Origin of the sequence: Methanolobus sp. WCC5 (assembly GCF_045690325.1) — an archaeon.
GTDB lineage: Archaea > Halobacteriota > Methanosarcinia > Methanosarcinales > Methanosarcinaceae > Methanolobus.
In genome coordinates this window covers 1,038,823-1,061,420 of sequence record NZ_CP146981.1, presented here as the reverse complement: position 1 = coordinate 1,061,420, position 22,598 = coordinate 1,038,823, and the positions used below count along the sequence as shown (strand labels likewise).

Annotated in this window: 23 protein-coding genes; 6 read left to right on the top strand and 17 right to left on the bottom strand. The window is 43.5% G+C overall.

Annotation, left to right across the window (positions count from 1 at the left end; all coding sequences use genetic code 11):
• Positions 1–307: 307 nt before the first annotated feature.
• The 9 genes from V7O64_RS05055 to V7O64_RS05015 all read right to left on the bottom strand — a co-directional run bounded on the left by V7O64_RS05055 (position 308) and on the right by V7O64_RS05015 (position 10,909).
• Positions 308–2,755, bottom strand: a complete 2,448-nt coding sequence (locus tag V7O64_RS05055) for a hypothetical protein (protein WP_407356934.1) — start codon at positions 2,753–2,755, stop codon at positions 308–310.
• Positions 2,755–4,626, bottom strand: coding sequence for a BatA domain-containing protein (locus V7O64_RS05050; protein ID WP_407356933.1), 1,872 nt, complete (start codon positions 4,624–4,626; stop codon positions 2,755–2,757). Before V7O64_RS05050 ends, V7O64_RS05055 begins: the two co-directional genes overlap by 1 nt.
• Positions 4,626–5,510, bottom strand: a complete 885-nt coding sequence (locus tag V7O64_RS05045; protein ID WP_407356932.1) for a DUF58 domain-containing protein — start codon at positions 5,508–5,510, stop codon at positions 4,626–4,628. Before V7O64_RS05045 ends, V7O64_RS05050 begins: the two co-directional genes overlap by 1 nt.
• Before the next feature lie 45 nt (positions 5,511–5,555).
• Positions 5,556–6,527, bottom strand: coding sequence for an AAA family ATPase (locus V7O64_RS05040; RefSeq protein WP_407356931.1), 972 nt, complete (start codon positions 6,525–6,527; stop codon positions 5,556–5,558).
• Between the two features lie 99 nt (positions 6,528–6,626).
• A complete protein-coding gene (locus V7O64_RS05035; protein WP_407356930.1) occupies positions 6,627–7,526 on the bottom strand; it encodes a hypothetical protein in 900 nt (299 codons plus the stop codon).
• A gap of 15 nt (positions 7,527–7,541) precedes the next feature.
• Positions 7,542–8,450, bottom strand: a complete 909-nt coding sequence (gene pheA, locus V7O64_RS05030; protein ID WP_407356929.1) for a prephenate dehydratase — start codon at positions 8,448–8,450, stop codon at positions 7,542–7,544.
• Between the two features lie 36 nt (positions 8,451–8,486).
• Positions 8,487–9,674 (bottom strand): mechanosensitive ion channel family protein, encoded by a 1,188-nt coding sequence (locus tag V7O64_RS05025; RefSeq protein WP_407356928.1) that lies wholly within the window; start codon positions 9,672–9,674, stop codon positions 8,487–8,489.
• 231 nt (positions 9,675–9,905) lie between these two features.
• A complete protein-coding gene (locus V7O64_RS05020; protein WP_407356927.1) occupies positions 9,906–10,358 on the bottom strand; it encodes a nucleoside deaminase in 453 nt (150 codons plus the stop codon).
• Between the two features lie 317 nt (positions 10,359–10,675).
• Positions 10,676–10,909: a ferredoxin gene (locus V7O64_RS05015; RefSeq protein WP_407356926.1), complete on the bottom strand. Its 234-nt coding sequence runs from the start codon at positions 10,907–10,909 to the stop codon at positions 10,676–10,678.
• Between the two features lie 213 nt (positions 10,910–11,122).
• On the opposite strand from V7O64_RS05015, the gene V7O64_RS05010 reads away from it, so the two are divergent.
• From V7O64_RS05010 to V7O64_RS05000, 3 genes are all read left to right on the top strand, one after another.
• Positions 11,123–11,419, top strand: coding sequence for a DUF2769 domain-containing protein (locus V7O64_RS05010; RefSeq protein WP_407356925.1), 297 nt, complete (start codon positions 11,123–11,125; stop codon positions 11,417–11,419).
• Between the two features lie 227 nt (positions 11,420–11,646).
• Complete coding sequence (locus V7O64_RS05005; RefSeq protein WP_407356924.1) at positions 11,647–13,167, top strand: AMP phosphorylase; 1,521 nt, start codon at positions 11,647–11,649, stop codon at positions 13,165–13,167.
• Positions 13,168–13,172: 5 nt separating this feature from the next.
• Positions 13,173–13,733 carry a tRNA (cytidine(56)-2'-O)-methyltransferase gene (locus V7O64_RS05000; protein WP_407356923.1) on the top strand — a complete coding sequence of 187 codons (561 nt, stop codon included), beginning with the start codon at positions 13,173–13,175 and terminating at the stop codon, positions 13,731–13,733.
• Between the two features lie 45 nt (positions 13,734–13,778).
• Here the strand turns inward: V7O64_RS05000 and V7O64_RS04995 are convergent, their stop codons facing one another.
• The 5 genes from V7O64_RS04995 to V7O64_RS04975 all read right to left on the bottom strand — a co-directional run bounded on the left by V7O64_RS04995 (position 13,779) and on the right by V7O64_RS04975 (position 16,820).
• The gene (locus tag V7O64_RS04995; protein ID WP_407356922.1) at positions 13,779–13,958 is read right to left on the bottom strand and encodes a hypothetical protein; all 180 of its coding nucleotides are present in this window, start codon (positions 13,956–13,958) and stop codon (positions 13,779–13,781) included.
• Positions 13,959–13,962: 4 nt separating this feature from the next.
• Positions 13,963–14,703 carry a Nif3-like dinuclear metal center hexameric protein gene (locus V7O64_RS04990; protein ID WP_407356921.1) on the bottom strand — a complete coding sequence of 247 codons (741 nt, stop codon included), beginning with the start codon at positions 14,701–14,703 and terminating at the stop codon, positions 13,963–13,965.
• A gap of 191 nt (positions 14,704–14,894) precedes the next feature.
• Complete coding sequence (locus V7O64_RS04985) at positions 14,895–15,293, bottom strand: DUF2023 family protein (protein WP_407356920.1); 399 nt, start codon at positions 15,291–15,293, stop codon at positions 14,895–14,897.
• A 32-nt stretch (positions 15,294–15,325) separates the two neighbouring features.
• Positions 15,326–15,769 carry a flavodoxin gene (locus V7O64_RS04980; protein WP_407356919.1) on the bottom strand — a complete coding sequence of 148 codons (444 nt, stop codon included), beginning with the start codon at positions 15,767–15,769 and terminating at the stop codon, positions 15,326–15,328.
• Positions 15,770–16,433: 664 nt separating this feature from the next.
• Positions 16,434–16,820 carry a hypothetical protein gene (locus V7O64_RS04975; RefSeq protein ID WP_407356918.1) on the bottom strand — a complete coding sequence of 129 codons (387 nt, stop codon included), beginning with the start codon at positions 16,818–16,820 and terminating at the stop codon, positions 16,434–16,436.
• Between the two features lie 1,114 nt (positions 16,821–17,934).
• Here V7O64_RS04975 and V7O64_RS04970 point away from each other — a divergent pair.
• Entirely contained in the window at positions 17,935–19,293 is a 1,359-nt protein-coding gene (locus V7O64_RS04970) for a tripartite tricarboxylate transporter permease (RefSeq protein WP_407356917.1), read from the top strand.
• Between the two features lie 54 nt (positions 19,294–19,347).
• Here the strand turns inward: V7O64_RS04970 and V7O64_RS04965 are convergent, their stop codons facing one another.
• Together V7O64_RS04965 and V7O64_RS04960 are read right to left on the bottom strand one after the other, a co-directional pair.
• A complete protein-coding gene (locus V7O64_RS04965; protein WP_407356916.1) occupies positions 19,348–19,713 on the bottom strand; it encodes a cupin domain-containing protein in 366 nt (121 codons plus the stop codon).
• A gap of 5 nt (positions 19,714–19,718) precedes the next feature.
• On the bottom strand, positions 19,719–20,495 hold the full coding sequence (locus tag V7O64_RS04960) for an AAA family ATPase (RefSeq protein WP_407356915.1): 777 nt from the start codon (positions 20,493–20,495) through the stop codon (positions 19,719–19,721).
• Positions 20,496–20,759: 264 nt separating this feature from the next.
• On the opposite strand from V7O64_RS04960, the gene V7O64_RS04955 reads away from it, so the two are divergent.
• A complete protein-coding gene (locus V7O64_RS04955) occupies positions 20,760–21,323 on the top strand; it encodes a flavodoxin family protein (RefSeq protein ID WP_407356914.1) in 564 nt (187 codons plus the stop codon).
• Between the two features lie 254 nt (positions 21,324–21,577).
• A complete protein-coding gene (locus tag V7O64_RS04950; protein ID WP_407356913.1) occupies positions 21,578–21,859 on the top strand; it encodes a hypothetical protein in 282 nt (93 codons plus the stop codon).
• 137 nt (positions 21,860–21,996) lie between these two features.
• On the opposite strand, the gene V7O64_RS04945 is transcribed toward V7O64_RS04950, so the two are convergent.
• Positions 21,997–22,224 carry a hypothetical protein gene (locus V7O64_RS04945; RefSeq protein ID WP_407356912.1) on the bottom strand — a complete coding sequence of 76 codons (228 nt, stop codon included), beginning with the start codon at positions 22,222–22,224 and terminating at the stop codon, positions 21,997–21,999.
• Positions 22,225–22,598 lie beyond the last annotated feature (374 nt).

Sequence of the window (22,598 nt, the reverse complement as noted above, 5' to 3'; positions counted from 1 at the left end):
TATTGGGTTCTGATTACACAATTGTGATATTATCTAATTGGTGTAGTTTTATATAAAGTTTTGCATATCTGCAGTGATTAATATTACTGCAAGTTATATGTGGGGTAATGCGGTTCCTGGGATGAATACTATGTGCAATCTTCGCTTAATCAGTTTAAAAGCGCACAAGATCAGGATAATGTCATTGATTTGAAAAGGTAGAAAAACCTGCCAGAATCTTAATTTGATTTTTCCTGGAAGCACAGGGATGGACACAGTTCTGTCACTTGTCCATTGCCTCGTTGCTTGGTACATATTCTAAAAGAGTTCACGTCCTGATCTCCTGCTCCAGTTTCTTCATTTCCCTGATCTCTTTTATCCTCCTGATGATCACCTCTCCAAGGAATATCAGAAGGGCGGCAAGCAGGAAGTATATCTTCTGGCTTACCCTGTCACGCACAAGTTTTTCGGAATTTCCCTTTGCTTCCTCAAACAGAAGGGCCCTTGCTTCATTTACTGAATAGGTGTTCCCTCCGTATGCTTTGATCAGGCCCGGAAGGTTCCCGTTAAGACCCGGGTCCCTGTATTCCAGGGCATAGTTCACAGCCACCGGATATCCGGAAAGGTCATGGATGCCTATGGGGCTTGGATCTATCACGGCTTCATAGACATTTGTTCCTGTAAGTGACAGGTCAAGCTCATCGCCATTAAGTCGCAGGGTGGGTATGCCCTGGTCATACATGGTCAGTTCGATGGTGACAGGCGTACCGTACCATGTGTCAGGTGCTTCCACAACAGCTCCTGTCTCTTCCCTGGGATTGCCGATAGCCCAGTTAATGGTTGAGGATATGAGCCTTGAATTATTTCCCGAGTACAGCTGTGTGGCCCACATATTCTCTCCTCCCTGACCGTTATCCGTTGTCAGGGCGGCCACTCTTCCAAGCCCGTATCTCCATGTTGTAAGCACAGGTTTCCCGGTACTGGTGATTATGACCCGGTCTGCCCCTGCCTTTGGTGTGACGTCATTGTAGCCGGTGATACTTCCCTCTATGTCAATGTTCTGTGTGATGAAGTGCCTGGTATTGAGCTCAATTAGCGGATAAGTTCCAGGCTCTGAAGTTTCTTCGTCAGGTGTCTGCTGGATGTTCTCGAATTCTATGTTCGCCCTTTCCCCCTGTTGCAGATGGAAATATACACCACCGACTTCATCCATTAACACTTCAGCATATCTGTTCCCATACTGGTCATATTGGGAAGGTGCACTTGACCGGATGTGTATGTAATAAAGATTGACCCCGCTGCCAACAATTTTTTCAGCGATATCAAGACTCTGGTCATATGATTGTTCTATACCACCGTCGGATATTATTATTATTTCAAGTTCCCCTACTTCATTTTCCAGCCACTCTTCTGCAATTGCAAGTCCCTGGTCAAGAGAGGTCTCACTTGTGGCTGTGGGGGCAAGTGACTCCAGTTCGGACCTCAGGGATTCGATATTTGATGCAGTTCCAAGGAACTGCAGACCATCGGATACATCGGTCCCTTCACTTCCAAAAGCGATCACTCCCAGATAAGCATCCCGGAGATTCTCATCGTAAAGTATATTGATGGCGTTTCCCAGTATATCTCCAATTGTCCCGTGGGCAGTGGTACTTTGTGATATGTCCAGTACAAGCACGACATTCCTGCCGCCACTCCAGTCTGTGGGCCTTGAATAGACAGGCAGTATCTCTTCAATGGGTGAATCCAGATAGTCCCCGAAGTTGTAGGAGCGATCGCCTCCCACTACTACAATCCCTTTTCCGTCATTGAGATAGTTCCTTAGCAGTTCCACGTCTTGCTGTGTGAACGAGTTGGCATGTGTGTTATCTATTACTATTGCTTTTCTGCTATCTATATTCTCAAATTTTCCTGAAGCAGATACATCGTAGAGGTTCTGGAGAATATTTGCCAGCGGGGAATTGGTTTCCAGGCCTATTGCACGTATCCTGGGTTTTGGGATCGCATAGATGGATTTATAGAACACATTATTTATCTCATCGGTATCTGAGCCGGAAGGTCTGATGACAGCTTTCAGGGTGTGAGCTCCAAGTCTGGAGAATCTGATCTGGGGCACTGTTATTCTTCTCTCTCGTTCCTCCTGGGTGATAGTGCGACTACTGTAGAGGGTGTCATCCAGGTATAATTCGTAACTGTATGTCACAGTCTGCTCCATGGCCTGTGAGACTACTATCTCGAACTGGTTCTCATTGTTTAAAATTACGGTCTTATCACCTTCGATCCTCACGCTCAGATCGTTTGCCTCCAGTTCGGGCTGTACATAGTACACGGTGGTACCTGTCTCTTTTGAAAACTTCAGGGCATCCTCAAGATCCTCTCCGCGGTTGCTGTTACCGTCGGTGACGAGTACTATCTGGTTATCCCCTGTGGAATACTGCACAATGGCATCCCCAAGTGCAGTGCTATCCCCGGTGAGCCTGACAAGTGATGTTGGGGTCCTTGCGGTCATGGCCTCGTAAAGTTCCGATGCGGTGCCGTTCCTGAAGAGGTTCATGCTGTCTGTTTCATCAGAGATTATAACAAGGTTGGGATTTTCATCGGTAGTGATCCTTGGAACGATGGTGAAGGGGGATGCCAGGGCTACGATGAGAAGCACAGCAACAATTATGCGTGAAAGGATAAGCATCTTCTGTTTCTTTTTTCTCATCAGGTAAAGACCTGCGATAATCGCGGGAACTATCAGCCACAGTAACTCGGGACTCTCGAACCTGACCATCAGAGCTCACCTCTCTTGCGTATGATGAGCAGTTCAAGTATGACAAGTGCAAAAACAATGATTATCATGTAATTGTCCAGGTATTCCTTTGCAGTATAGGAACTGGCACGTACTATCTTTGGCCCGTCCTGTGTCTGTGAGCGTTCTATTACGTTATTGCCTATCAGGGTAGTGTCGGATTCCCTGTCATTATAGATGTTCACAGCTATCTCCTTCCCGGCTACCTGGTAGACGCCAACTTCATCATAAAGGACCCGACCCACTGTCCGGATGCTGCCAGGGGTTTTTATCTCCTGTTCTTTTGCCAGTACAGAGACCGTTCCGGTCTTAAGGTTATAGTCCTGCACGCCGCCGGTGCCTCCAAGCCATCCGGCCAGCTTGAACCAGAATACCGGATATTCAGGAAGGTTGTGGAAATTGTTCCAGGCCTCCTCTCCTGTAATATCATTTATCCCGAAATACACCACGGTCCCGTCACCCACAGAACCATATGTGAGTACGGGAATATCCTCTTCAGTGGAAACAAGGGTTGCGGAATCCATCCTTGATGTGACGTTAAGGAACTGGTACATGGCAACCTCGTTGAATTCTATATCCTCACTCAGCCTTGTCTGCTGGACAACTTCCAGGGTCACACCCCTGGTATCCTCAACGGAAACCGGCCTGACCGGGAGCAGTTCTGCAAGTTCCTGATTTGTATTTGCCGTTAAAAGTGCATCACTGCCTATGAATATCGCCCTTCCGCCCATGTCCAGATAGCTTTTGAGTGTGGATATCTCATTGCTTGCAAGTGATCTTTCCTTATTGGCAATGACCACGATACTGTACCCTGATACGTCCTCAGGCACTCCTTCAAGCTTATTGAGGTTGATATTGGGTATCAGTGACAGCGCCACCTGTGAAGGCAGGTTGTCAACATCACTGACATAGAGCAATCTCCTGTCGGATATCCTGGGAATCGATATGTATGCGATGTTATCTGCCGCCAGGCTGTCTTCATCCAGTATCCTCACCTCGGTTATGCCGGATCCCAGATTCCCAAGCGTGATCTGTTTTGTGGAGCGTGCAGGAATGTTCGGCTGGACCGTATTCTTCTTACCGCTATCAAGGTTCTCTATCTCAATATCAATTATCTGCCTGCTGCTCTGATAGTTCTTCACAACTGCGGTGTAGTTATAACTGCCATTGATTGCCTCAATGCTCCCCTGGATAAAACCTACATTGTCAGCTTCCCTGCCAACAAGGATGAACTGGACTGTAAGGCCATATGATTCTGCCAGTTTCATGGCATTGACCGGGTCATCACCGCTCCAGCTGGCAAGGTCAGATATTAAAACTATATTCCCTCCCTCTTCAGAGAGCATTCTCATACCTGCTGAAATTGCACCGGACAGGTCTGCAACGGTTGCCTTTGCTTGCATTAAAGCAAGGGTTTCATAGGCAACCTGGGCACTTTCGCTCTCCAGGACCGTTACAGGAGTACTCTGGGCAAGGATTATGCTGTTCTTCCTGCTTACATAATCCTCTGCCTTTGAAACCGCTTCACTGAACCTGTTGTCGGTCTGCATACTTGCAGAGCCGTCAATGATAAGGACCGTGTGCTCCCCGCTAAGTGCTTCCTGTGTCTGCAAGTAGGGCGAAGCTGCTGCAAGGGCGAGCAGGATGAGTACCAGTAGCTGTATGAGGAAAAGCGGATCCTTGATAAGCTTTGTAATAGATGTGTAGAAACGTTTATTTTCCTCCTTTATATCCAGCAGGAACATAAGTGAGGGAATACGGACCTGCAACGGCTTTGGCCTGAGGAGGTAGAGTATTATCAGTGGTATGACGCTTGCAAGTGCAGCAAGGGCAAGAGGATTATCAAAGGGCATTACCATCTCCTCCTGCTTATTGTGTTGAAGAACGCATCAAAGACAGGGATGTCTGTTGTGAACGTATAGAATTCGGCCCCAACCCTGCTGCAGGTATCGCTGATGTGGTTGATATGCTCTGTGAGTTTGTCCTTGTATTCGTTTTTGAGGTCTTCACTGATGTAGGTGTCCAGCTTGACCCCGGACTCAAGGTCTATTAGCCTGCTGTGGCCGTGAATTACAAGGGAACTTTCAGTCCTGTCAAGTACCTGGATAAGTATCAGGTCATGATCAGCAAAACGGAAGATTGCAGATTCTATCTCTTTTTGATCCTGGAGGAAATCCGAGATAATGATAACAAGCGAACGTGAATGAATGGCTTTGCCGTACTGGATGGTGCACTCATTGATGGCCGTCTTCCCTCCTACCTTAACAGTTTCAAGACTTTCTATGGTTTTGAGGAGGTACTTCCTTCCTCTCCTGGGTTTTTTTATGTCGATATCCTCTGCAAAGGTGGATATGGCGAACTTGTCGTTGTCCTTGGTAACAAGATATGCAAAACCGGCTGCAAGCATTGTTGCATACTCGAACTTGCTGGGGTCCTCCCCTCCGCTATAATCCATACTTTTGCTGGAATCCAGCAGTATATGTGTTGTCAGGGACTTATCTTCCTCGAACTGGCGCACATAGAGTTTCTCCGACCGGGCATAGGCTTTCCAGTCCACAGACCTTAGTTCATCTCCAGGGTTGTATTCCCGGTAGCCGATGGTATCAAGTCCTTTTCCGCTATGGACAGAGCGTCTGCTGCCGGCATACGCAGTTGACACTCTTTTCCTTACCATAAAGGTGAAGCGGTCAAGCTGCCTGAAGAAATCGATATCGATGTTATGTCTCTTATCGCTCATTGCAAGTGCCTGTATGAGTTTGCGGGCAATGCTGCCTTTTTATTTTTACCTTATCTTCTCAACGATGCTCTTTATGACCTGGTCAGTGCTTATTCCCCTTCTTTCAGCCTCAAAGGTAAGTACTATCCTGTGTCTGAGCACCGGGTATGCCATGGCATCAATATCCTCTGCACTTACATAATTGCGTCCCTGTATCAATGCACGCGCCTTTGCCGCAAGAATGATACCTATTGATGCCCTTGGGGAAGCACCATATTCTATGAACTCACTTTTTATACGCGTTGACATGACTATCTTGATAGCCCTGTTCCTTATGTCCTCTGCCACAGGCACATCCCTTGTCAGTTTCTGCAGGTCCAGGAGCGTGTTCTTATTGACCACCTTTGCGACAGAAGGCATAATGGACCGTGTGTAGCGGTTCACTATCTCTATCTCATCCTCATAGCTTGGATAATCCACAAGGATCTTGAGCAGGAACCTGTCAAGCTGCGCTTCAGGAAGCGGGAAGGTACCTTCCATTTCAATGGGGTTCTGGGTTGCCAGAATGAAGAAAGGCTGTTCAAGCATGAAAGTGTCGTTGCCCACAGTTATCTGCTTCTCCTGCATCGCCTCAAGTAATGCTGATTGTGTCTTTGGGGAGGCACGGTTGATCTCATCGGCAAGCACTATGTTTGCAAATATGGGCCCGGGCTCAAACTTGAACTCTTTGTGTCCGTTACTTTCCTCTATGATGTGTGTTCCGGTAATATCCGCAGGCATGAGGTCCGGAGTACACTGTATCCTGCTGAAGTTCAGGTCCATTGATTTAGATATTGTGGAAATTGTCAGTGTCTTTCCAAGACCGGGGTTACTCTCTACCAGTGCATGCCCGTTACAGAGTATTGCAATGATTATCTGTTCCACTGAAGCTTTCTGGCCGACAACTACCTTTCCGATCTCATTGAAAAGCGTTGCAAACATATCGCCGGCCATTTTGTACGTTTGCGACAGGTCCCTTGAATTCAGGTCGCTAGCCATCTGTTATCTCCTCTGTCTTTGTCCTGTGATGTATAGTCATGAATATTGTATAGTTTTATCATATGCTTAAAGTATTATCTTTATTGCACTCACCCTGGGTTATTTATTTGCCATTTCCTCAAAATATGATCTGATAATGCTTTCATAACCTTCGGGAAGCTTCTCATTATATGTGGGGGATGAAATAATGCTTATCTCATAGGGTGATGACTGATCAAAGTCCTCATCTGCCTGATCAGCTTCTTCCTGGTTCGTGAAACCGGAACCTGCACCTGGTGGAAGCGTAAGGTCTACTTCCTTCCCTTCAACTACAATTACAGCGGTCTCACCTGTCAGGTCCTCATTACCCGGGTTTCTATCTTCACTACCCGGATCATCTATCTCAAAAAGGTCGCCTGAAACGTCTTCATTCCCGTTCATGAACGGAAGTTCATCAATGATATCTTTTATATCATCCGGGGAGATAAGGTCCGTTCGAATATCGTTCTGGACAACATAGACCATTGTGGTACTAGAAACCAATATAAGGATCATCCCGAAGAGCACTTTACCCTTTATAAGTAATGAAGACGAAGTGATCTTTTTTATTCCGGAGGATACCGAGTCCAGCAGGTCCGATACTATCAGGTTATTGATATTTGCGTTGTCATATGCCGTGCGCAGTCTCTCACGCAGTTCAGGGTGTTTATTCTCCAGCAGTAACAACGCTTTTGTCCTGTCATCACGCAAATGCAGTATGAAGGTAATTATCAGTGAAAAGAAAGCTGCTATCAGGATCAGGGCAGCAGTTCCAAATGCAATGCTTATTCCCAGTATGTCGTATGATGTTTCGGCCCTGACCTCAAAGCTGCTCAATAAAGGGAAAACCAGGTCAATTTTCAAATAGAAGAGCAATAGATACAGGATAAGGGTTATCGCACTAAAGTCCAGAAGCTTATATATCCTGCGATATCTTTTAAGTGCTGCTTCCTGCTTTCTTACAAAATCCCTTACATCCATGGCTGCACCGCTTATTTAATCTGTAGAAGGCATACTTTTTTCCATATACACCCGGTTGGACTCACAATAAGGGTCAAACATAGGATATGAACCAAGCATTTTTAACATCCCGACTTTCGACCTTATATTATATATTGCATCTTTTATAATTGCATCGCTTATGCATCCCTCAAGGTCAATGTAGAAAATATAATCACCAAGCACTTTCTTTGAGGGCCTGGACTCTATTCTTGTAAGGTTGATCTCGTTTCTGGCAAATTCGCCAAGAATCTCATACAGGGCGCCAGGACGGTCCCTGTCAAGATATACTATTATGGAGGTTTTGCAGGCCTCTTCCTGTCCATCCTTCATCATAAGGCTCCTGGCTGCCGGAGAGTCGGGTTTTGTGATGATGATGAAGCGAGTATGATTCTGTTTCATGTCCTGGATATCCGGCATGATTATATTGAGGTCATATAACCCGGCAGTATCAGGTGAGGCAATGGCAGCCATCTCCTCAAATTCAGTAGCAAGCTTTGCTGCATGGGATGTGCTTCCTGTGGTCCTCAGTTCGGCTTCAGGGAAATGCTCCTTCAGGAAGTGACGGCATTGTCCCAGACCCTGAGGATGTGAAAGTATAACTTTGATGTCTTCTTTTTTACCTCTGGACAGCAGGCAATGCTCAATAGCAACAATGGTCTCTCCGATAACGGTCATATCATTTTCAAGAAGCATGTCCAGTGTGACACCTACAGATCCCTCGATTGAATTTTCCAGTGGTACCACTCCTATATCGCATGACCCATTTTTCAGCAGGACGAACACATCCTGGATGTCCCCGCAGTATTCAAGGATATGTGCGTTATTAGTTCCGTTCTTTTCTATCCACTGCATTGCAGCCTTTTCAGAGTAGGACCCCTTAAGCCCAAGTACACCTATTATCATTCTGTTCCTCAATGAGCATAAATTAAAAAAATCTTTTCATTGCTGTTTTTCCAGGGCCGTATCTGTTTTCCTTTCAATGTCCATATGCCTGTTACTCAGCAGGGTGATGTCCTTCTCCGTTTCTATAAGTGACCTGACATACACATCATGCTGGTCATCGGGAAGAGCAGTTATATCCGGAAAGTCCCTGAGAGCCTGTATCGCAGGTCTGATCTCTTCTTCCCTTTGGGCAAGGAGGTTCAGCTGATCTTTAAGTTTCTCTTTCAGAGCCTCATCACCTATCTCTTTAAGCTTTTCCTCTATTTCCTTCCTGCGTGGAGCCAGACCGTCTGCTGTTGTATATATCCTGTCAAGCATCTGCGCCAGGATAGCCTTGTCAAAGACTATCTCCTCGGTCATGACCCTGGGTTCTGGTTCTTTGTTCTTCATCTTTTCCGCTGCAGTTTCCTTTGGTGGCATACATACGTAATCTTCACTGAAAACCCTCTGGTTCATGAACGTGGGGGAAACGATCTCTATGTCCGAATCATGCAGTGCATCCATAACGTTCTTTTTGAAATCGGATCTTGCAGTTATCAGCCCTTCTACGTTTTTCAGAAGCCCTCCTACTTTGTAGGTCACGGAGAAATCCCCAAGTTTTTCAATATGCACAAAAGGATTGTCAAGACCCGTGGTCTCAGCAGCCTTTAGAAGACTTGTTTCTATTTTCTTCCTGGAAATATCATATCCAAGGGACACGGTTACTTTTATTATTGTCCCCGATGAACGTATGGTCTTGAGGGGTTTTGAAACAAGGGTCATATTGGGTATGGTTATCAGATCCCTGTCCATGGACTGGATCTGGGTGTGGAGGAAATATATTTCGGTAACCCTTCCAAATGTCTCATCCGCCTTTATGAAATCCCCCACCCTGAACGGATGTATGAGTCGAAGCATTATTCCGGCCATTGCATTTGCCACAAATGTTGTGGATGAGAATGCAATTATGGCACCAATGACTATACTTACGAATGTGAGTATCAGGTTCTTGTTCTCAATATCTATTGGAAGGGAGAATATGACAAACAGTAATCCCGTGACAAGTATAACGACAAATATCATTTGCTGTATTATCTTGTCCCTTGAGAAGATATTCCTTTTCTTGAAAAGGAAATTGAAAAGAACGATAAGCAGGAAAGTAACCAGCAATATTATCATGCTTGGTATGAATTGATCTAAGACCACGTCCTCCCTCCAGGATGATTTTTTTAATTCAGGCTAATAATGACTATCTCATGATATATATCACAGATGTGATGCCTGGGTTTAACAATAATATGTCAATAATGACTAGGCCTAATATATATTTATCATTTATAGAGTAGTCCTATTGTATGCATCATTGATGTTTATATATACATGTATATATACATATATATGTCATGAATACTAACGCATCTGACAGTGTTATTCTTGTCAGTACATCTTTCTATCAGTTTTTTCCATCCATTCCCTGAGCAGTTCAAGGCAGTCCTTCCGTTCAAGATTAATAAGTTCCATACCCGGGTCCTTTAAGTCTCCTCTTATATAACTGTAAAAAAGACTGTCATCAAAACCAACTGCTGCAACATCATCTTTATCGGAGCCGTAATATACTGTCTTTATGCGCGCCCAGTAGATAGCCGCAAGGCACATAGGACAGGGTTGTGAGCTTGTATATATCTCACAGTCTGAAAGGTCAAACCTTCCCAGGATGGCAGATGCCTGCCTGATTGCCAGGATCTCTGCATGGGCTGTGGGGTCATTGCTCATCAGTACTTCATTATGGGCACTGGACACTACTTCCCCGTCTTTGACGATCACTGCCCCGAAAGGTCCTCCGTGATCGTGCTCCATGCCATGACGTGCTTCATCTATGGCTGTTTGCATAAAGGCATTCATGAGGCAGTATAATTATTGATTGTTTTTAAGTCCGGTGGTACTGTATCTATATGTTTTAAATACAGCCTCTTTGGGCTCTCGAGATTCCTGGCACAAGGGTGATCTTTACCAATCGCGTAGCCAGTGGATAAAATATGCCTTCGGATACCATTCCAATGTTTACATACATATAAAAAGGAGGAGAATGGCAGGATCGTCATCCATCAATATATCTATTGCAATTTCCAGTTCTTAGCTTTATGGATTGTTTTGCAAACGTTGGTTTTGTTCCTTAAATGTCAACGACCATTCTGTACATTCATTCTTTATTCCCCATTGCTTCCGATAGCCTCCACCGGACAGCTCAACAGTGCATCTTCGCAGGCAGCTGTTTCATCTTCGTTCTCCGGCTGTTTTTGAACGTAGGCATGCGTACCATCGTCTGAAATCGCAAAAATTTCAGGGGCAATGGTCAAACAAACCTTACACATTATACAATTGTCATCAACATAGTACCTGCCTGGAATATTTTCAGACGCCTTATTTGTTTGATCGGCCATTTTACCAAACCTCATAGCGGTCCTGAATAAGGTCCTGAATAATAATCTCCTTTAAGGGATAAGGTGGTTTCGATTACAGAAATCATATTGAACAATACAATAGCAAGTAAAAACAATTAAATAGCATCTCTAACCTCATTTATATTAGTATGCAATTGCGCGTACAGGTTAATTTTAAGAACGTCTGGGAAAGATCATAAGAGGGTGATTTAAGTGGAAAGAGTGGAAAAGAACAAAGAGAATCTCATGAAATGCATCTGTATGAAGAAATGTCCAAGCTATACTTTTGCCTGCAAGGTGAAATCGATGCCATCCAATACAGCTGAGCTCCTGAAAGGAGCAGTCAAAGGGGACCTTTCAAAAACAGATCACATCGAGGGGGTGTTCTGTGCCTTTGGAAAAAGCAACTGCATCACAGATGATAAAGGATGTGTATGTCCTGAATGTGCAGTGTACAAAGAGAACAACCTCACAAAGGTGTATTACTGTCTGGATGAGGGCGGCAGATAAATATTTGATCAATAAAACCCTTTTATTTTTTTATATATGTATGTATCATTTAGAAGAGAGGTCTTTGCTGACACCTGCGCAGTTGGAGGATAGCATCCTGCCGGCATATTGCATGACCATGGTCCATGATCTTTAAGGCCATCTATGTCTAAATAATTCACTCATTTTCCCTGGTACTAAACCTATTTATCCCTTGATGCAATCTTCTGTATATAAAAGGTGGAATAATGCAGCTAAAAGTACAGCCTATTGATATCAAAGTCGGAAAGTATAAAGTGGTGTTGAACACGATCGATGCCAAAGAACTGGGAGTTCATGAAGGGGACAGAGTAAGGATAAAGAACCATACTGTTCTGACGGCAATTGTTGATTTTACAGAGGATATGATAGCTCCGGGAATGATCGGCTTGTATCATGAGGTACAGGAGCAGCTGCACAAAGAATGGACCGAGACCGTGGAAGTTGAACCTGCGGAAAAACCAAAATCTACCCGTATAATCCGCAAAATCATGGATGGCCGTAAGCTTGAAAGGGATGAGATAAACGAGCTTGTAAAGGATATAGTCGAGGAGAACCTGGATGATATCGAGCTTGCTGCTTTCCTTACCGCGACTTACATCAAGGATCTTAGCGAGGATGAGACAGAGTGGCTCACCAAAGCAATGATAGAGACAGGTGAGCGTATAGAGTTCAGCACATCCCCTATAATGGACAAACATTCCATAGGCGGTGTGCCTGGCAATAAGATCTCGCTGCTCATCGTCCCTATAGTAGCGGCAAATGGCCTGCTGATACCCAAAACCAGCTCCCGTGCAATAACCGGTGCAGGCGGAACTGCCGATCTGATGGAGATACTGGCTCCGGTCGAATTCACAGCTAAGCAGATCAAGGAAATGACCGAAAAGGTCGGTGGTGTCATTGTATGGGGTGGTGCTACAAATATCGCACCTGCCGATGACAAGCTGATAAGGATAGAATATCCCCTTTCCATTGATCCTCATTGCCAGTTACTGGCTTCCATAATGGCTAAAAAAGGTGCTGTGGGTGCTCAGAAAGTGGTCATTGACATTCCGACCGGTTCAGGCACGAAGATACCTGATGTAAAGACCGGAAGAAAGCTTGCAAGGGACCTGATAAATCTGGGAGAACGTCTGGGTATGGATGTGGATTGTGCACTCACTTACGGTGCATCCCCGGTTGGCAGGACCATCGGCCCGGCCCTTGAGGTCATAGAAGCTCTCAAGGTCCTTGAAACAATGGAAGGTCCTAACAGCCTTATAGAAAAGAGTATCGTCCTTGCAGGCATGCTGCTTGAGATGGGCGGTGTTGCTGCAAAGGGCCAGGGTCGCCAGCTGGCACTTGAAACACTCAAGAACGGTAAAGCCCTGGAAAAGCTCAGGGAGATAATAGAGGTACAGGGCGGAAATCCGAATGTGACCTACAGGGATATTGCGGTGGGCAAGTTCACTGCAGAACTTACAGCTCCGACAAACGGATACATACTTGAGTTCTACAACAAGCGCATTGTCCAGATAGCAAGGCTTGCAGGAGCTCCTAACGACAAAGGTGCAGGTGTCATGATCCACAAAAAACGCGGGGAAGCAGTGCAGGAGGGACAGCCTGTCCTGACCATATATGCGGAAAAAGAGGAAAAACTGAAAGAAGCCATCAAAAGTGCAAGAGAATTCCTCCCGATAGTTGTTGAAGGCATGCTCCTGGAAAAAGTTGCGGATATCACTGAACTGTGATAAGCATGCCGGCAAAGAAGATAGTGATATTGAGGCTGGGTCACCGTCCCCAGAGGGATAAGAGAATAACCACTCATGTGGGCCTGACAGCAAGGGCCTTTGGTGCCGAAGGCATGCTTCTGGCATCAGAGGACAGCAAACTTGCGGAGAACATAAACGATGTCTCTGAAAGGTGGGGAGGTGATTTCTACGTGAAGAACGACGTTAACTGGAAATCCGAGATAAGGAAGTGGAAGGATGAAGGCGGGAAGGTCTGCCATCTTTCCATGTACGGGGTCAATCTTCCGGATGCTGTTGCCCAGATCAGCCAGTGCGAAAAGCTTATGATAGTAGTTGGTGCGGAAAAGGTGCCATTTGAGATATACGAGCTGGCAGACTGGAATGTTGCAGTGGGTAACCAGCCTCATTCTGAAGTTGCTGCTGTGGCGGTCACCCTTGACAGGATAGCAACAACAGATCCCCTGAGAAATGAATTCCAGGGCGGTGAGCTGACAATAGTGCCCGAGAAATGCGGGAAGAAGGTCATCGACAACCGGTCTGGCAGTAACGACGGGAACAATGGGTAATATTAGCGTGCAATAGCCGGATGGTCATATTTTCCCTGGAAATGTTCATTCATGATCCCTTCTGACTGAAGGTCCTCTGTATATTCTTTTTCTTTCATAGTCCCCATATCCCCTGTGTTTGGGATCTGTTTTTTTTCTGAATTCCTTTTCAAGCAATTCTTCAAGTTCTTCTTCTGCAGTCTCACCTTCATTTATCCCGTCTGTTCTTTTATCATCGGCCGTCATTATATCACAGCGTTCTTATAAGCGGATCATGGTCTATGAATTCCACATCAAGTTTCAGCCGCTCAGCAATTACAGGACATAGATCCTGCATGCCGGGATTCTCTGTGGCATAATGTGTTGCATCCACCAGTACCATGTCACTGTAAGAGCGTATCACATCATGTTTGATCTCGGATGAAACGTAAGCATCAGCACCATATTCCCTTGCCGCTTCAATGTATTGGGTCCTGAACCCACTGCCCCCGAATACCATAACGGTACTTATCTCTTCCCGGTTGCCGGTGTATTGGACGTGAGTGTTCAGGCACTTTGCAACGTGGTTCACGAAAGTCTCTGTCGAACAAGGGGTTATCTTGCCTATCCTTCCGATAGGCACTTCCATGATCTGCGACAGTCCGAGCCTCTTTGCCAGTGCATCGTTTATTCCACCTTTTGCCTTATCGAAATTGGTGTGCATTGAATAGAGTGATATGCCGTTATCAAGTGCTATCTTAAGACTATCTGCCAGTTCCTTACTGATACAGTTCACAGCATGGAATATCCGGGTGTGATGTGTGATCAGCAGATCAGCACCGATCATCGCAGCCCGGTTGAGCACATAGTCTGTAGGGTCAAGAGCTACTGCTATCTTGTTTACATCATTTTGAAGGTCCAGTGTAAGACCTATTCTTCCAATATCGAAATCTTCGGCAAGTTCAGGAGGTGCTATCTCTTCAAGTACGGTAACGATTTCTTCTAAGTGCATAAAAATGAATTATTTTGAACGGATTTGAACCTGTCGCAAAAACATGAAAAAGCTTCCATTTGTAAAGAATAACGAAATCTTCCCTATGGATCCTGTCAGACAATGAATGATTTATCGAATAATTGTATCAATAATAGCCCTGAAGATAAACAAAAGAGCAAAATACAAATAATGGTCTTTTGCTGATCATATCAGCATTTTACCATCAGTTTATTTCCCAGCTTGTTTTTTCTTTTAAGGTAACGGTCACATTGTTTTAATCTGTCATATCCAAGCATTATCCCAAGTATGAAGTCTTCCTCCTCCGTATAGTCTGAAAGACATTTATCTCCGATCTCCCTGACTACATTTATGCATCTTTTGTCTCCAAAGAACACATTTATCTTTTGTTCTGAAGCCTGCCGGATAAGATAATTTACTCCTTTCCTTTCAAGCAGGTCTATTATCTCATCTTCTTGATAAATATTGGCAGTATGCAGTATCAGATGCCTTAGTCCTTTCTGATATTCATAGATATGATGCCTTAGGACCTGCATATTGCCATCAAAAGATGCTTTAAGTATGAAATGCTCCTCTGTTATCCCGTCCAATTCAATTACACCTGCCGTTTTCTTATTTTTTGTCAATTATCTGTTATTGCCAGGATCTTCTCTGCCCATTCTCTGGTTGCGTCCATGTGTTCGTCCACATCTCCGTCAATCTTCAGTCCCTCTATGATCATCTTTGCACCACAGCTTTCAAGTCTTGCTTCCAGAATATCCACTGCCTCGCAGAAAAACACGTAGGAACTGTCTCCCGGACCAAAACATGCGGCTTGTTTTCCTTTCAGGTCTATTTTGTTCATCTCCTTTTCAAAAGAAATGAAATCATCCTGTAATTCGCCCTCACCCCATGTAGGACAACCAAGAATTATCAGGTCATAGTCTGCCAGGTCACCTGGCTGGACATCCGTTACTTCTGCCAGTTTAACATCTGCGTTTTGTTCTTTGAAGATGCCTTCAATTTCCTCTGCCATTACCAGTGTATTCCCTGTAGTTGTTCCGTATACGATTATTGTCTTTTTCATGAATATTCTCCTGTCTGGTACTAATCTCCCATGCGATCATTTTGCTTTATATCAGTCTTCTCTTTCGGATTCTCTTGAAGTATTCACATCACGCCACACTCTTAAATGTCTGAAACGCTGGTGTGTCCTTCTCGATAGTTTCCATTCCATTATACTGACTCCATTTTTATAGGAACTTTGATTGTTTCTCTTAATCGGTTGCATTCCGTTTCTTCGGTTCTGTTATGGTTTAATATGTCCTATTTTTAGTAGATATACCTACTAAATATTGCATTGTATATAAAGTTTCGTATTATCTATGGCTCTGCACAAATGAATATAATACGCAGAGCAAGCCAGAATCATTATTTGCCCTGCTAGAAAGAAGTCTTGTAGAGTGGCACTGAAATTCCTAATGTTTCATGTCCGGATCTTCTAATCTATGATAGACTGAAATAATCGTTGTTATATAGGGATACCTATATTTAATAGTAATGTCTATTACATTGCAATATCATCCAATATGGAGATATTATACGGTACGATAAATAAAGATCAGATTGAGATTCATAGATTTATCCTGAAGGATGTCAATATTGCTTAATGCCATTTGTTCATATCAAAAATAGTAAAATGGTTGGGTGGACCATGCTATCGAGAAAGTCAGAGAATTATTTAAAAGCTATTATGCCACTGTTTTCCCTGTTATGCTACAGTTTCCATCAAGTGAAGACAGGATAGCACTGGAAATAGTTGCATTAATGGCTTCAGAATCTTCTGCATTGTCTGAGGACATTTGAATTACAATATCTGTGATACTGCTCTGTCCGTCTGATATGTTTATGGCAGCACTGCCTTTGATCCACATATTCATGGGACTTCCAAGTAGCTTTACAGTCGTTATGTTGTAGTCTCCGTCCGGAATATCTGAAAGTTCAAAGTCTCCGAAAGGATCACTATGTGTTTTTGCTATAAGTGTGTCCTCACCTGCTGATGCAAAGGGCAGACCTAGTATCAGTAACAATACTACAAATGCACTGTAAAATGCCGGTGTTCTGTTTTTAATTCTCATACCTATCACTTTATGTTTTCGAATTTGTACTGCAATTAAATTGGAATAACTATTATTATATTGGTAAATGATACTCAATAGTTATTCTGAAATATAATAGGCATAATGATTAATATTAGGTATATTAATAAAAACTCCTAACAATTTTAGTATTTTTACTAGAATCCAATCCATTCGGCTTTTAAAAAATAAAATAGAGATTAAACGACCTTATACATGGTATCTGTAAGCACTTAATAAAGAAAAATAGAAAGCCTCATGGTTTTATGCCCAAAAAAGGAACCCTAACAGACAACACGCAGGAGCGACTCAGTTCTTCTAGCTATATCAGGATCAGTAGTGTTTATAGGAAGACGCGTGTTGTCTGGTAGTACATCCTACATATATTTGATAGTATTTAACTTTATTGGAATAACTACTATTTTATGTTCTGTAAGTAGTGATGCTTAATAAAAATAAAATTAAAGATAAAAAGTACCATCTGGTCTTCAGGGAAAGCTTGCTACTAGAATAGATATAATTGCAAGTGCGGAGGCTATCATGCAACACTTGGAGAAGACCGTTCTGCTAGAGAAAGTGACCTATATAGCTGCAATAGGAAGCCGAGTGTATCTATTGGGCAGGTGTTTGTTGCATGATAGTAATCTCTATAATGGTTTGTAGGTATATATTATTTTTGGTGTACCTATTTATTATCGGAATATGAACAAATGTATCTGATATTTTTTTAAAGTGATTTATGATGTCCGGTATTTTGTGCTTATCAGGAGTATTGTCCTTGATCTGCTATTCATGGTATTTTTGCATATTCGTTCTTCCCATCTGTATCCTTATTCCCAGTGGCCAGTCAGTCAATCAGGCATTTGTCTGCGCTGGTGCTTTTTCTGGTATTAGCTCCCAGGTACTATCCAAATGCTGAAACTTATGTATATTGGAGGTACCACCTCCTAAAACAGGTTGACCGGTGTTAGTTCCAATCCTTGAAGTCGTGCCTGAAATGCACCTGTCCGACTTAATTTATAGGCCCGAATTATTGTCTGATTTTTATTTTAAACACAAAAAGCAAAAATTAAGTACTAATCAAATATTTCTGACCTAAATATTCAGGAAAATAATGATGAGTATGCTGACAGATGTTCCTTTCTGGACATTTTTTATATCGGTGTTTGCAGGCTATCTTCTTGGTGTGGTCTCCGGACTTGTCCCAGGCATTCACACTAACAACTTTGCTTTGATATTGCTTGCTTTATCACCCGTCCTCTCTGATTACGGATTCCCCCTGGTCTGCATTGCCGCAATGATTCTCTCAAATGCCATCTCACATACTTTCCATGACATAATCCCATCCATATTTCTTGGTGCACCGAGTTCTGATATGGCACTGGCGGTCCTTCCCGGTCATGCATTGCTGCTTGAGGGGCGCGGGGCCGAAGCCATAAGGCTGTCGGCACTGGGCAGTGCCGGTTCAGTAGCCCTTGCTCTTTTCATAGCAGTACCTATGTCTTTGTTGTTCAAAATTGCATATCCATTCATTCAGAGCCACATTTCCTGGATATTGCTATTCATAGTGTTCATCATGATCATGACCGAAAGAGGAGAACACATTCCAGGACAGGGTTCTCTTGCACACTGGAAAGGAAGGTTCTATGCATTGGTGATCTTCCTTCTATGTGGGTTTCTTGGCATGTTTGCGTTCAGTATGGAACACCTGATGAAACCTTTTATCAGTATAGGCGAGCCATCCATCCTTCTTCCGCTGCTGAGCGGTCTTTTTGGCTCATCCCAGCTTATTATCAGTCTGATGTCCATCTCGGCCATACCGGCACAGCTAACTTCCCGCATGGAACTTGACAGTAAAAGAATACTCAGGGGTATTATTGTTGGTGGCACTTCGGGCTCCCTTGTTGCCTGGATACCAGGTATCTCTTCCTCTGTAGCTACGGTCTTTGCCCGTCTGTTCATAAAAGAAGATTTCGATAAAGTGAGCAGCAAATATAACGGATATTACTATGAAGATGACACAGTGCTTGATTCTGCAAAGGAGTTCATAGTCTCGGTTTCAGGGGTCAACACTTGCAATGCCATCTTTGCTTTGCTGGCCCTGGCAGTCATTGGGAGGACCCGCAGCGGGGCAATGGTGGCTATAGACGGGCTCCTTGGGGATGTATGGTTCGATCCCTCTGTTATAGTACTTTTTATGTGTGCAATGTCATTGACAGCCATACTGTCGTATCATTCCACGGTCTTTTTGGGAGATAGCATACATCACAGGCTTTCACGGATCGACTATCCTCTCCTGTGTTACACAGTGCTGGGTCTGCTTTTCATCATGTGCCTTTTATTTACAGGAACTTTCGGACTGCTGATATTTGTTATCGCAACGCCCATGGGAATGATAGCTTCATTTCTGAAAATAAGAAAATCCCATGCAATGGGGGTTATAATGATGCCTGTGATCCTTTACTTTTTGTGATATGAATACTAAAGGCCAGTCTGGCACCGGTCAGGAATGTCTTTAATTACCGTATCATTCCAGTATTTGTGTATCGTTGTGTGAGTAGGCAGGTGAGCAGCAGCACAGTATCCTGAGTTCACATCTTCCCGTATTTTTTATGTTGTGGGGGGTTTTTGGTGGAATACAGATCGAGTCACCTGTCTGTACAATGATATCCTCATCCCCTAAAGTGAGAAGGCCTGTACCGGATATGACATGGTATATTTCCTCGCTAAGATTATGGATATGTAGGAGGGTGGAACTTCCTGCAGGAACTGTTGCCTCAGCAAGGCTCTGGGCAGTGTTACCGTGTACCAGGGGGTGGATGAGTTCCCTGATAGATGACCCGTCCTTTGTGATATAGGCCTCAACATCCCTGTTACAAGTCCTTATGACCATGGGGATCAGTTCTGATCCTCTTTCTCAAATCCTGCTATCATTTCAAGCATTCTTTCCTTAATCCCGGTAACAGAATCAACCCATTTGCCACCAACATCTATGGGGGCAAGGCCATTGAGATCAGCTTCCACAAGATCTGGGTCGTAGGGTATTTCTCCGAGTACCGGAATTCCCATCTCTTCCAGCTTTGGCTTTATATTCGCAGAATTCCCTTTGTTGATCACAGCAGCAAGATGTTTTATATCGATACCTTCGGAAAGTTGCCTGATCCTCTGGGCAGTTTCTATTGAGCGCATTCCCGGCTCAACTACTATTATCATAAGATCGATACCCCGGGTGGTACCTCGGCCCAGGTGCTCGATACCTGCTTCCATGTCAAGTATTACTGCACTGGTATCTTTCAGCACTACATGTCTTAAAAAAGCTTTCAAAAAGGCCGAAGCAGGACACATGCAGCCACTTCCTCCTCTTTCAACGGTACCCATGACCAGCATCTTTACATCATCGGGGCCGACAACACCGAACATGTCGACAATATCATCTACCTTGGGGTTGAATTTGAACATGCCTCCTTTTTCCCCTGCTCTCTCTTCGATAAGATCCTGGTATTCGGTAAGGGGTTCTGGGGGCTTCTCTATGCCCAGTGATGATGCCAGGTTCATATCAGCATCTGCATCAATAGCAAGTACATCATATCCATCCTTTGCCAGCATTCTTGCAAGGGTGCCGGACAGTGTGGTCTTGCCTACCCCGCCTTTTCCTGTGACTGCAATTTTAACCATGTTCTGAACTGATAATTTATGGGAATTATATCTTCCGGTTGTACTGAAGTTTGACAGGTCCTTTATTATCCGGTCTTTTTTAGCATATCATGGCTCATCACGTAGAAATTGCTGAAATCTATTACGTGTTTGAAGTATTTGTATTTTGAAGTGTTTGTATAGAATTAAATATAGTATCGCCATATTTAGTGTCTGGTGACTGTATATGTTTGAGTCTTATCTCCGGGAAATGGTCACTCATGGCAGCCACACAAATAAAAGGAAATGATCAGGATGAAAGTTGTAGGTTTTGTAGGAAGTCCGAGAAAGCAAGGAAACACTGATGTACTTGTCCAGCAGGTCCTGGACGGAGCAGTACTGTCCGGCGCTGAAGTAGAAAAGTTCTATCTGAATGAAATGGATCTTAAAGGCTGTCAGGGATGCAATTACTGCAGGGCAGTTGAAGGCTGCAAACTCAATGATGATATGACCAAAGCTTATGAAGCTCTAAGGAGTGCAGATGGTTTTGTGTTTGGTTCCCCTATCTATTTCTTCCAGTTAACCGGCCAGATGAGACAATTCATTGATCGCTGGTTTGCACTTATCAATCCGGATTTCACTCCTCGCATTAAAGAGGGTAAAAAAGCTGTTATAGTAGGCGCACAAGGTGCCCCGGATCCGGAAGCTTTCAAACCGGTCTATGAAGAGTTTTCCAGGATACTCCAGATGTTCGGGATGGATGTAAAAGGCACCTTCGTTGATGTAGGTCATCATGCACCAGGTGAAGTGAGGGAAAATACCGTTCTCATGGAGCAGGCACAGAGTTCCGGTTCTCGCATGTTTGAATGATCAGCTGTTAATTACATGTGTATAAAAAACGTATCCCCTTTCATTTTTCGTTTTTTTGCTCTGCTTTTTTGTTTTATATTTATTTCGGTTGTAACTTTTTCTGCAATTATTAATAAGTTCAGGAGTCATTTGAAAGGTTTGACTTATTTTATTATATCAAGGGTAATCCCGGAGAAAGGATTAAATGTTCAGGAAAGTAGTTTCTTAATTTACTAAATCCCATTATCAATATAATCTTATATGGAGGTGTAAGGATGGAAGCAAACGAGATCCTTGCTCTTGTTGCAATGGCCGGTGCATTGTGGTATATGGTTCAGGGTTACTGGACCAACCGGATAAACGATCCGGGCACAAAATTTGACCCGGCATATATCACTCAGACCATCATTGCCATGCTTGTTGCGGGGGCTGCTTTCCACGAGGTTAGTGTTGAGAAGGTGGATGTTTTCTCTGTCATCGCTGCCCTTTTAATGGGAATGGGCGGAAATTCGGTGGTCAGCAAAGCCAGGAGAGTCACTTTCCGCGATAAAAGATAGTCAATGGATGAAATGGGATTCCTTGGTTTGAGGCTGAATGGCAGGTGGTAATTAAGAAGTATGATATAATGATCAATATTTGAGGGACATTTTACTCATTCATTGGTCTGCACAAATGAACTATCATGACAGCATTGCTATCCGCTTATGTTCGCATCCTGCATATCTTTTGAGATAGTCGTTATGTTGCTGTTGAAAGGACAGTCTTCAAGCATATCGTCGTCTTCCCGGATTATTGGAACAGGATTTACCATTTCCGGGTGCCCGCAATAATATGCCGTACCTACCCTGTTCCTTCCGGGTATCCCTGCACATTTCGAATATAATGCAATGTTCTTTTTATAGGTGCATGTTGAACAATTCATTTGTACCGTCCTGACTTTGATTATTTTAGGTGACTAAAGTTATTAAAATAAGCATGCTATTATATTTAATAATTTAATATTAAATCTATTTATATTGTATTTATTTATATTATATTTGTTTACGTTATATTTATTTTATGCTTGTCCGCAACTATCGCAACTGTCTTATTTATAATGTATAGTATATTTTTTATAACACTATCAGTATAATTTATATAGTATCATGACAATAGTTATAGGACAACGGGGAACACATTGTATTACCACCACCATCTCATTATGTACCATAACAATCAGTTTTTCATATTTTGAGAACAAGATGTTCCCCCTCTGTCTTCAGGATTCTGATCATTTTACTCTTTTCAGGCAACAAT

Excerpts from the sequence above, each read along its gene's own strand:
- V7O64_RS05000 (WP_407356923.1), top strand. The coding sequence starts at position 13,173 with ATGCCGGCAAAGAAGATAGTGATATTGAGGCTGGGTCACCGTCCCCAG.
- V7O64_RS05045 (WP_407356932.1), bottom strand. The coding sequence starts at position 5,510 with ATGAGCGATAAGAGACATAACATCGATATCGATTTCTTCAGGCAGCTT.
- V7O64_RS04980 (WP_407356919.1), bottom strand. The coding sequence starts at position 15,769 with ATGAAAAAGACAATAATCGTATACGGAACAACTACAGGGAATACACTG.
- V7O64_RS04960 (WP_407356915.1), bottom strand. The coding sequence starts at position 20,495 with ATGGTTAAAATTGCAGTCACAGGAAAAGGCGGGGTAGGCAAGACCACA.
- V7O64_RS04950 (WP_407356913.1), top strand. The coding sequence starts at position 21,578 with ATGGAAGCAAACGAGATCCTTGCTCTTGTTGCAATGGCCGGTGCATTG.
- V7O64_RS05055 (WP_407356934.1), bottom strand. The coding sequence starts at position 2,755 with ATGGTCAGGTTCGAGAGTCCCGAGTTACTGTGGCTGATAGTTCCCGCG.
- V7O64_RS05050 (WP_407356933.1), bottom strand. The coding sequence starts at position 4,626 with ATGCCCTTTGATAATCCTCTTGCCCTTGCTGCACTTGCAAGCGTCATA.
- V7O64_RS04965 (WP_407356916.1), bottom strand. The coding sequence starts at position 19,713 with ATGGTCATAAGGACTTGTAACAGGGATGTTGAGGCCTATATCACAAAG.
- V7O64_RS04955 (WP_407356914.1), top strand. The coding sequence starts at position 20,760 with ATGATCAGGATGAAAGTTGTAGGTTTTGTAGGAAGTCCGAGAAAGCAA.
- V7O64_RS05015 (WP_407356926.1), bottom strand. The coding sequence starts at position 10,909 with ATGGCCGATCAAACAAATAAGGCGTCTGAAAATATTCCAGGCAGGTAC.
- V7O64_RS05040 (WP_407356931.1), bottom strand. The coding sequence starts at position 6,527 with ATGGCTAGCGACCTGAATTCAAGGGACCTGTCGCAAACGTACAAAATG.
- V7O64_RS04945 (WP_407356912.1), bottom strand. The coding sequence starts at position 22,224 with ATGAATTGTTCAACATGCACCTATAAAAAGAACATTGCATTATATTCG.
- V7O64_RS05005 (WP_407356924.1), top strand. The coding sequence starts at position 11,647 with ATGCAGCTAAAAGTACAGCCTATTGATATCAAAGTCGGAAAGTATAAA.
- V7O64_RS04995 (WP_407356922.1), bottom strand. The coding sequence starts at position 13,958 with ATGACGGCCGATGATAAAAGAACAGACGGGATAAATGAAGGTGAGACT.
- V7O64_RS05020 (WP_407356927.1), bottom strand. The coding sequence starts at position 10,358 with ATGCAAACAGCCATAGATGAAGCACGTCATGGCATGGAGCACGATCAC.
- V7O64_RS04975 (WP_407356918.1), bottom strand. The coding sequence starts at position 16,820 with ATGAGAATTAAAAACAGAACACCGGCATTTTACAGTGCATTTGTAGTA.
- V7O64_RS04990 (WP_407356921.1), bottom strand. The coding sequence starts at position 14,703 with ATGCACTTAGAAGAAATCGTTACCGTACTTGAAGAGATAGCACCTCCT.
- pheA (WP_407356929.1), bottom strand. The coding sequence starts at position 8,450 with ATGATAATAGGTGTACTTGGGCTTAAGGGGTCCTACTCTGAAAAGGCT.
- V7O64_RS05035 (WP_407356930.1), bottom strand. The coding sequence starts at position 7,526 with ATGGATGTAAGGGATTTTGTAAGAAAGCAGGAAGCAGCACTTAAAAGA.
- V7O64_RS04970 (WP_407356917.1), top strand. The coding sequence starts at position 17,935 with ATGATGAGTATGCTGACAGATGTTCCTTTCTGGACATTTTTTATATCG.